The following is a 2,409-nucleotide window of genomic DNA, read 5'->3' on the forward strand; positions in this document are numbered from 1 at the left end:
GCCGAAAATCGCCCCGAAACCATACACTAAAACGGGAGAAAACACAATATGCCGAGAATGAGCAAAAAAAGGAAGCATGAGCTTTCCTTTTACCTCAATGACCGGGGGCGTGTCACTTACAACGAATTATGCCGGAAATGCCAGCATGGGTGCAGGCAGAGCTTCCGGGCGGTTGTGATTGACTGCCCTCATTATTTATCCAAACGAGCCAAGAAAAAGGAGGAACACACAGAATGAATTTTGAATTTATGACGATAGACACACCACTGCCGCCCTGTATGCCATTTCCCAGAGCATTGACAGGGTTTCCAGTCAGCAGCACCGCAAAGGTCATGTACTGCCGGATGTTAGACGCTATACTATCCAAAGGGCAGGAGGACGAGAACGGAATCCTGTTTGTCTGCTTCCCTGTCACAGCCATTGCCGCAGTCCTGTCCCGCAGCCCCATGACGGTCAAGCGTTCTCTGAATGAACTGGAAACTGCCGGACTTATCATGCGGGTGCGTCAGGGCATTGGAGAACCAAACAGGATTTATGTGCTGATACCGGGAAAGGAGGATACTGCCCTTGCCTGATACCTCAAAGCTGGAAAAGCTCAACCGGGAGTTGGAGAAAAGCGAAAAGAAACTGCGGAAAGCAATCAATGATGAAAAGGCATTGCAGCACCAGCTAAAGCAGCTTACCCGAAAGGAACGGAGGCATCGGCTCTGTACCCGTGGCGGTATGCTGGAAAGTTTTCTGCAAGAGCCGGAACGCCTGACAGATGATGATGTCATGCTGCTGTTGAAACTCATTTTTCACAGGCAGGACACGCAGGAACTGTTGAAAAAACTGCTGGAACGGGAGAAGCCGGAAAACCCTTAGTTTACTAAGGGCGCAATTATACACCACCCAGAGGTTGGTGCATTGCGTTCTCCGAAGGCTCCTCACCGGAGGGCTGTGATTTTCCGCAGTCATGGTCTGCTCCAAATCAAACAGGGGACGCTACGCTTCCCCTGCGCTGGCTGCCGCCAGCTACCCTTTTGTGGACTTGCCATCTGGGGACACCTTGCGTTGTAAGCTGTTCCCAGCCGACAAGTTTTACAAAAGCTCTCTGTACTTTGAGGGTCGAATAAAGTATAATGAAGTCAATGAGAAATCGGGAGTTGGAGGTATTCACTATGAAAAAGATTATAACCGTAACGCTTTGCATTGTGCTGGTTCTTCTCTTTGCCGGATGCGGAAAGAACGGCGATACATCAAAAGTGGAAATTGATTATGGAGCATCTTCCGTTTATTCAAAAGAAGAAATAGATTCTGCCATTGAGATTATAAAAAAGCAGTTCGCTTCGTTTGAGGGCTGTGAATTGCATAGCCTTTCTTATATGCCAGATGAAGAATGCAACAATGCAGATAACATTGAATGGATGAATGATTTAAGAACGGAAGATAATAAAGAAGCCTTTACGCAATGTATTGCATTTAAAAGTAGTTTCCGTTCGCCAAAAAACGGCGGCGGTGCATGGGAGGCGAACGAAGAATACACTTGGTCATGGTGGCTTGCACGGTGTGAAGGTGGAGAATGGAAGTTAATGACGTGGGGGTATTGATAAGCGTAAGAACTTCCAGTTTGCCACTCACACATCGGGTCAACTTGTCCCGAACTTTTACAACTTAATACCCGCCGCCCACACAGCGGCACACCAAGCAGGAAATCTGAAAAAGGTTGCCTGCTTTTTTTCTGCCCGAAATGAGGTGGTAAAACGCCACCCCATCCACCAATTACCGAAAGGAGGGACACGAAATGCCCTGCCCACACAACGAAATCACGATTGTTCAGCGCAGCCAGCGACAGTCTGCGGTTGCCGCCGCTGCTTACCAAAGCGGCGAAAAGCTGTTCTGTGAATACGACCAGCAAGTGAAGCACTACCCGGAAAAGCGTGGTATTGTCCACAATGAAATTCTGCTCCCGGCAAACGCCCCACGGTCGTATGCAGACCGCAATACTTTATGGAACGCCGCCGAAGCGGTGGAAAAGCAATGGAACTCCCAGCTTGCAAGGCGGTGGGTGCTTACCATCCCAAGAGAGATACCACCCGACCAGTATGCTGTCCTTGTCCGGGAGTTTTGTGAGCAGCAGTTTGTTTCCAAAGGCATGATTGCTGATTTTGCCATCCATGACCCCCATCCGCCGGGACACAATCCCCACGCCCATGTCATGCTCACTATGAGGGCAATGGACGAACATGGAAAATGGCTTCCCAAGAGCCGCAAGGTTTATGACCTTGACGAAAACGGGGAACGGATAAAACTTCCGTCCGGCAGATGGAAAAGCCACAAGGAGGATACGGTGGATTGGAACGACCAGAAGTATTGCGAAATCTGGCGGCATGAATGGGAGGTCATCCAGAACCGCTATCTGGAAGCCAA

5 protein-coding genes are annotated in these 2,409 nt (G+C 49.4%); all 5 read left to right on the top strand.

Annotated features, from left to right (window positions below; genetic code table 11):
- Positions 1 to 48 precede the first annotated feature (48 nt).
- Positions 49 to 237, top strand: a complete 189-nt coding sequence (locus DWZ44_RS17810) for a hypothetical protein (RefSeq protein ID WP_055060284.1) — start codon at positions 49 to 51, stop codon at positions 235 to 237.
- Positions 234 to 575, top strand: a complete 342-nt coding sequence (locus DWZ44_RS17815) for a DeoR family transcriptional regulator (protein ID WP_055060285.1) — start codon at positions 234 to 236, stop codon at positions 573 to 575. Before DWZ44_RS17810 ends, DWZ44_RS17815 begins: the two co-directional genes overlap by 4 nt.
- On the top strand, positions 568 to 864 hold the full coding sequence (locus tag DWZ44_RS17820) for a DUF3847 domain-containing protein (protein WP_055060286.1): 297 nt from the start codon (positions 568 to 570) through the stop codon (positions 862 to 864). Before DWZ44_RS17815 ends, DWZ44_RS17820 begins: the two co-directional genes overlap by 8 nt.
- Before the next feature lie 296 nt (positions 865 to 1,160).
- Entirely contained in the window at positions 1,161 to 1,589 is a 429-nt protein-coding gene (locus DWZ44_RS17830) for a hypothetical protein (RefSeq protein ID WP_055218800.1), read from the top strand.
- A gap of 194 nt (positions 1,590 to 1,783) precedes the next feature.
- Positions 1,784 to 2,409, top strand: a 626-nt coding sequence (mobQ, locus tag DWZ44_RS17835) for a MobQ family relaxase (protein ID WP_147342494.1), incomplete at its 3' end; no start/stop codon positions are given.

The sequence above is a fragment of the Blautia sp. AF32-4BH genome (assembly GCF_003460565.1).
GTDB lineage: Bacteria > Bacillota > Clostridia > Lachnospirales > Lachnospiraceae > Fusicatenibacter > Fusicatenibacter saccharivorans.